The sequence below is a fragment of the Flavobacterium sp. FPG59 genome (assembly GCF_002150205.1).
Taxonomy (GTDB): domain Bacteria; phylum Bacteroidota; class Bacteroidia; order Flavobacteriales; family Flavobacteriaceae; genus Flavobacterium.
Window position 1 is genome coordinate 1 of the sequence record NZ_MTCA01000160.1, and the last position, 7,136, is coordinate 7,136.

Here is a 7,136-nt window from a genome sequence, read left to right on the forward strand (position 1 = left end):
GTCTGCGCTATTGCGGGTGCAAAACTACAACCTTTATTCGCTTTTACAAGCTTTTTTTGAACCTTTTTTTATTCTTTTCTTAAAATAGATTATAAGTAATTGAAAATGTTTTGTTTAAAAACAGACTATCTATTTCTTTATTTCAAAAAGTAGGAATTACCGATATCAAAGCTCACGTCCTGTCATGTTTTATCGCTCTTAGCAACTTTCTTACCCTAGAAAACCGCTACTATCATACTACGGGCATCCTATTCATAGCGAACCAAACGATACAGCTATTGAAATCCATACACTATACCTTATATATAGGTGGCAAATATCTATCAACTTTTTTCTCCTAGCCCTGATAGCAGTGGAAATCCTATCCCACGGTACCGCTTGTTGCGGTACCGTGGGATAGATTGCAACGAATAGCAGGAAATAGCTCCTAGAAAATAAACTATTGGATCAAGCTTGAGGGATGAACTGTATTATATATAGGTACCGTTTACGATTTACAAACTCAATCTGCATCACGACCGACTAACAATAATATGGCCGCAGATCAAACATCGCAAAGCTACCTTAGTTACTGTGCCGGTTAAGGCCATTTATATACAGTCCATCCAAAAGAATAGTAAACCTACAAATAACAAAAGGCAAGCTGGACAAAGAAACACTCTTATATTAATCACACTTTGTTTTAATACTTTCCCGCTATTGCAACTTCTACTATAAAAATTAACTTTTGTTTATAAATTCATTCTCTTTTGACATGCTTCTTTTAGACTGAGTTTTAATTATATTTGCAGCATGTTTACATTTTTTAAATCGAAGCCTCTATTACGAGAGCTCATTCCGCAAAACCACATCGACATCCATTCGCATTTGCTTCCAGGTATTGACGATGGTGCCCAAACGTTCAAAGACACGCTTGCTCTAACCACTGCATTACAAAACATGGGGGTTACCGAGTTTATCACAACCCCTCACATTATACAACATGTTTGGGAAAACACTCACGAACAAATCGTAAAAAAACAAAACGAAACAGTGTCCTTATTACAGGAGAACGGCATCACGCAACCCTTTAAGGCTGCAGCAGAGTACCTGATGGACGACCAGTTTGTCACACTCTTTAAAGAAAAGTCTTTACTAACCTTGAAAGACAATTACGTGCTGGTGGAGATGTCTTACATCAATGCCCCTATTCAACTGTATAGTATTTTATTTGATTTACAGGTTGCTGGATACATTCCCGTTTTAGCACATCCTGAACGATATCTTTTCTATCACAACAATATGAAGGAATACGACAAACTTATTAAAGCGGGCTGTTTGTTTCAGCTTAATTTATTATCCGTTGTAGGCTATTATGGATCAGGTATTGCTCAAATTGCCGAACAATTACTTCAAAAAGGAATGTATACGTATGTGGGTACCGATGCGCATCACGCCAAACACATTGCTGCTTTTGATCAAAAAATCTTAATTAAAGACAGCGCACCTTTAAAAGAAGCAATTGCCAACAATCAATTTTTTAAACAATAACATAAACACTGAACTGTAAGTCTTAACGACTCACTTACCGCAAATAAAAAAAGCTTACCGAGAATGATACTCAGTAAGCTTTTTTATTTAGGAGATACTCTATGACTATTTCATATTTAACAGCCTTTTATACCATACTTTTTGTTCTACTTGCATTCCGTAACCATAGCCGTAACCATAGCCTTTAGACGAATCGGTATCATTTAACAACAAACACATGTTAGGTAATTTATGTTCTTTATATAAAGTATTTGGAATGTTCAACATTCTTTTTTCTAAGACATTCGCACGTGCTACATAAATAAAACAATCTGCATTATTAGCAATTAACAACGTATCAGTAACCAAAGCTACAGGAGCCGTATCTACAATAATATAATCGTATTTCTTTTTAAGATTCTCAAACATCGTTTCTACCTTTTGGCTCATTAATAGTTCAGCTGGATTAGGCGGAACGATACCTGCAGGAAGAATATCAAAATGCTGAAACCCATCATACTTTACTATAAAATCTTCTACTTTTAAATCTTTAGACGATAAATAGTTTGTTACTCCATCATCTGGAATCGTTAAATAATCGTCCAAGCGCGGGCTTCTAATATCCATTCCTATCAACAGTACTTTTTTACCTGAAAGTGCAAAAGTAGCTGCCAGATTTACCGATACAAACGTTTTTCCTTCTGATGGAAAAGTCGAGGTTAAAAATATGGTTTTGGCTTGCCCATCAGGAACACGACTCAGCATAAATTCTAAGTTAGTTCTAATGATTCGCAACGCTTCAGCACTACTCGTTCTGCTTTCGGAACGAATCAACTCGTTTGGAGAATCAGAGGAAGGAACATCACCAATAAAAGGAATCAATGTTTTGCCTTCCAAATCCAAACGACTTTTAATTTTAGTATCTAACAAATCTTTGACATATATCACTCCAAAAGGAACTAAAAGTCCTAGCAACAAAGCCGCCAAATAAATGATACTCTTTTTAGGCGATACAGGAACTTCAGATCCTTTTGCCTCATCCACAACACGTGCAATAGCCTCTGTGGCCGCCATGGCAATAGCCGTTTCTTCACGTTTTTGCAACAAGTACAAATACAGTTCTTCCTTCACTTTTTGCTGTCTCGCTATTACGCGAAACTGACGTTCTTGTACCGGAATTTTACCAATTTTACTATTTAACAATCCTTCTTGACCGTTCAAATCTCTTTTCTGGATTTGTAAATTGGACTTCATTCGAGTCAAACTAGCTGATACATTAGACTTTAAAGACTCAATTTGCGCGTCAAGTTTAACAACAGATGGATTCGACTCTGTAGCCGATTTTAAAATTCTATTGCGGTCTAATACCAATTTGTTGTATTCACCAATCAACTCCGTAGCTTCACCACTGATAATATTGTTTGGCAACAAATCTGCCTTTTTACTTTTTTTCATAAAATCAAGCATAGAAGCGATCATGTTCAACTGTATATCGGCCTCAACTCCTTTTTTATCGTACTCGCTAGATCCTTCTATAAAAAGCTTAGCTTCTGTTTCAATATCCGTTAATCGGTTAGAATTCTTGAAATCCTGTACATTTTGCTCAACTCCATCTAATTCTTCTGTAATCAACGCCAAACGATTGGCAATAAAACGAGAGGTATTTTCCGAAATGAAATTTTTATCTGCTGCAGCGTCTTCATTGTAATTTTTAACCAAATTATTTAAGAAATCCTCTGCTTTTTCCACCACTGGATCTGAGATAGAAAGCTCTACTACACTACTTGTCTTGCTTAACGGATTTACAGTCAACCGAGACCTGTAGCTGTTTACTACTTTCTCCAGAGGTGTAATGACAATCTGAATCGTAGTGGCCGATTCTCCATGAGATAACGGATTGACCAGTGATTTGTTAATCACAAAAGCCCCTAACTTAGAAGGAATAGATTCTCCATAACGGAACGTCTTTTTGGATGCAAGTAACATTTTATTCTCTGCTTCTTCTTGTAATTCAAATGAATTGGGTGCAGTCGCCTTAAATTCAAAGGCAGCAGTCCTATCTTCAAAATCTTGCTTCTTATTTAAAAAAGTAACAATGATGGGTGCATTTTTATACAAATCACTGCTGATGATTTTTCCTTGTGACACTAAGGTAACCGCAAGATTCATTTTCCTCAGCGTACTTTCTACAAGGGTGCGTGACTTTAAAATCTCAATTTCATTATCTAAATTATTTTTTGCTCCACCAATTCCCATATCTGCAAAAGCTGACAACTCAGAAGAAAGTCCGCCTTTTTTTTCATCTTTAACTAATATGGTAGTGGCCGCTTTGTATTGGGGTGTCGTGTATCTTAAATAAACGTATGCAATTGATAAACTGATCATCATGCCCAACAAAAACCACCTCCAATGCGCAGCATATTGATCTACAATGGCTCTAATATTAAAATCTTGTTCTGTGTTATCAGTTTGAATACTATTTTCCATTCGGGTTTAATTTGAACTTGAAACGATAAGCGTTATTAAAGTGATTAGTAAAGAAGAAATGGAGATGATCACTCCTGTATTAGGTCCTACAGCAGCTGCATTGATGCGGCTTTTATTAGGCTCTACATAGACCACATCATTTTGTGCTAAGTAATAAAAAGGAGAATTCAAAAAGGCAGCGTTAGTAATATCCACCCGATTGAATGATTTCACTCCATTCGTTTCTCTAATGATTAGGATGTTGTTTCTCTTTCCATAAATGGTTAAATCTCCAGCCAAAGCAAGTGCCTCGATCAGCGTGATACGCTCGGAGTTTACAGGAAAAGAGCCAGGATTCATTACTTCACCTTGTACGGATACTTTAAAATTAGCAATACGTAAGTTGATGATTGGATTCTTTATGTAAGTAGCTATTTTAGCATGCAATACTTGCATTACTTCAGTTCGGGTAAGCCCACTCACTTTTAACTTCCCTATAATGGGAAATTCAATATTTCCATTGGAATCCACTAAATACAACTGCATAGACACTTGACCTCCAGCGACTTTAAGATCTGTCGTTGGTTGTGTAATAATCGAACTCAAGTTAAAGGGTGCAGCAATTTCAGGATCCTCTGCAGATACAATAATGGACAGCAAATCGTCTTGTTGAATCTTAATCTCATAAGAGCTGCTGTTGGATTGGGGAGACATGGCATCAATATTTTGATAGTAGACCACGTCTTTTTTTTGGGCACAAGAAAACAACAAGCCTATAATCAGGAAAGGTATGGCCCGTTGGAGTACATAATAATATTTCATTTTCAATGATTTGGGTTTTAACGGTGCAAATATAAGAAAACACTACTTAAATCGCCCTTTTAATGCTACTAATTTAAAATCTTCTACAAACCAATGCCATGGCGTAAACAAACACTTACACGCTACAGGTTTACCTTAGATTACCATCAAAAACGCAAAAAAAAGTATAAAATTGCCTTCCTGATTTCGTATTCCAAATAATACTGGAGTTTATCTAACGTAGTTGTTAATACCTCTTATTATTTAGCTGCAAAAATACCGTAACCGTCTAAACTTAAGAAATTTAATACTGTAAAGAATCCATTAAAGAAGTATAACAGAACGTATTCCATAAAAAAACACTCGAATTGACTATTTCTTTAATCGAAATGGACTGCTCGAGTGTTTGTTTGCTTTGTATATCACTATGCTATTAAGGATGTACTTCTACCGTATCTAGCGTTTCAAAAGTAGAGTTCATACTTTTAAACTCGGGCACTATTTTTTTCATCTGCGCCACCATGGCATCATTGGTATATCCTTCCGCAATATGAATCAAATCACTCACGTCTTGATTTAAGGTCTCGTATTCTTCTTGCAATTCTTGGGCTATCATAATTTTAGAATGGTAAGTCGGTAAGGACTTCGAGGTGTCATTTAACAATTCCTCGTACAGTTTCTCACCCGGCCTCAATCCCACAACCTGTATTTTAATATCGCGTTCTGGTATAAAACCAGCCAACTTGATCATTTTTCGAGCCAAATCTATAATTTTCACAGGCTTACCCATATCAAATATATAAATCTCGCCACCCTTACCCATAGCTCCAGCTTCTAAAACTAGTTGGCATGCCTCAGGAATCGTCATGAAATACCTAATAATATCCTTGTGAGTAATAGTTACAGGCCCACCTTCTGCAATTTGTTTTGTAAAAAGCGGCACTACAGAGCCATTAGAACCCAATACATTTCCAAAACGAGTGGTAATAAATTTGGTGGCTTGCTCCCCTTTTTCTTGTTGGTTTTTCAAATGTAAGGACTGTACGTACTTCTCTGCAATGCGTTTGCTAGCCCCCATTACATTACTTGGGTTTACCGCTTTATCAGTAGAGACCATTACAAATTTTTTGACGTTATAAGCGCACGCTAAATCCGCTAAATTTTTAGTTCCTTTGATGTTCGTAAAAATAGCTTGACACGGATTATCCTCCATCAACGGTACGTGTTTGTAGGCAGCTGCATGAAAAACAACATGCGGTTTGTAGGTTTTAAATACCACATCCATCGCTTCCCGGTTTCTAATATCTGCTATTACGGTTCTAATTTTAACGTCGGTACTAATTGCGTCCGTTTCCAATTGCAAATGGTGCAAAGGGGTCTCGGCTTGATCCAGGATGATGACTTTTTTAGGATGAAAAGTAAGCACTTGTCTCACAATTTCACTACCAATAGAGCCAGCTGCGCCACTAATCAAAACCACTTTGTCTTTCAATTGTTTGGAAATGGATTTATTGTCCAAAACAATTGGTTTCCGCTCCAGCAAATCTTCAATTTGAATGGTTTTAACCTTTTGAGAAATCTCGCGTTGGTTCTCCCAATCCGAAATCAAAGGGACGGTAAACACTTTTAAATTGTATTCCAAGCACTGATCTACTATAACAATTTGCTCCTCTCTAGTCAATGCTTTGTCAGCCAAAATCACACTGGTTGCTCCCACAGAACGCATCATAGCAGGTAATTTCTTTCTCTGAACCAAAATAGGCAAATCCAACATCCTTTTGGAAGCGTTTTGATTGTTTTTGTCAATGAAACCTACAATTTTAAAACGCGTTGGAGTTTCAAATTTTAACGCATTCGCTACCGATATCGCATTGGCATCTGTACCATAAATAACGGTTCGAATCAAGTTGGTGTTTTTATTTTCAGAAAAATAGAGTTCAAAAGTTTGTTTTACAATCACACGGTATAAAAACAACCCACAAAAAGACAGTACTATATTGATGAATAAGGCTGTATTCAAAAAAACTTTTTCACCTTGAGCAAATTCAAAAAAGAAATTAACAATCAAAAAGATGATTAAAACAGAGATTTGGGAAAATAATAATTTTACCGCATCAATATTTGAGGAATGTCGAATGATCCCCGAATATGTTCGGAAAAGCCAAAAGAAAAAGATATTACACAGCACTAGTGAAGAGAAGTACCATCCGGAATGACTGGTTATCACATAATCTAAACCGGTACCTTTAAAAATAAGGTAGGTAAAAAAGAAAGATAAAATAAGAACTACCAAATCAATGGATACAATAATCCATCGCGGTAAGTATCCCAAGTTGTGAATATTCAAACGCAAATTTAAC

Annotated in this window: 4 protein-coding genes; 1 reads left to right on the forward strand and 3 read right to left on the reverse strand. The window is 36.4% G+C overall.

Features of this window, described 5'->3' with window-relative positions; all coding sequences use genetic code 11:
* Positions 1-792 precede the first annotated feature (792 nt).
* Positions 793-1,530: a tyrosine-protein phosphatase gene (locus FPG59_RS12205; RefSeq protein WP_086454872.1), complete on the forward strand. Its 738-nt coding sequence runs from the start codon at positions 793-795 to the stop codon at positions 1,528-1,530.
* A 105-nt stretch (positions 1,531-1,635) separates the two neighbouring features.
* Here FPG59_RS12205 and FPG59_RS12210 read toward each other — a convergent pair whose 3' ends face one another.
* The 3 genes from FPG59_RS12210 to FPG59_RS12220 form a co-directional block, all read right to left on the reverse strand.
* A complete protein-coding gene (locus FPG59_RS12210) occupies positions 1,636-3,996 on the reverse strand; it encodes a polysaccharide biosynthesis tyrosine autokinase (RefSeq protein WP_086454873.1) in 2,361 nt (786 codons plus the stop codon).
* Positions 3,997-4,002: 6 nt separating this feature from the next.
* Entirely contained in the window at positions 4,003-4,797 is a 795-nt protein-coding gene (locus FPG59_RS12215; RefSeq protein WP_086454874.1) for a polysaccharide biosynthesis/export family protein, read from the reverse strand.
* Positions 4,798-5,209: 412 nt separating this feature from the next.
* Positions 5,210-7,129 carry a nucleoside-diphosphate sugar epimerase/dehydratase gene (locus FPG59_RS12220; protein WP_176330742.1) on the reverse strand — a complete coding sequence of 640 codons (1,920 nt, stop codon included), beginning with the start codon at positions 7,127-7,129 and terminating at the stop codon, positions 5,210-5,212.
* Positions 7,130-7,136: the final 7 nt, after the last annotated feature.

Coding starts and splice junctions, on each gene's coding strand:
- FPG59_RS12215 (WP_086454874.1), bottom strand. CDS start 4,797: ATGAAATATTATTATGTACTCCAACGGGCCATACCTTTCCTGATTATA.
- FPG59_RS12210 (WP_086454873.1), bottom strand. CDS start 3,996: ATGGAAAATAGTATTCAAACTGATAACACAGAACAAGATTTTAATATT.
- FPG59_RS12205 (WP_086454872.1), top strand. CDS start 793: ATGTTTACATTTTTTAAATCGAAGCCTCTATTACGAGAGCTCATTCCG.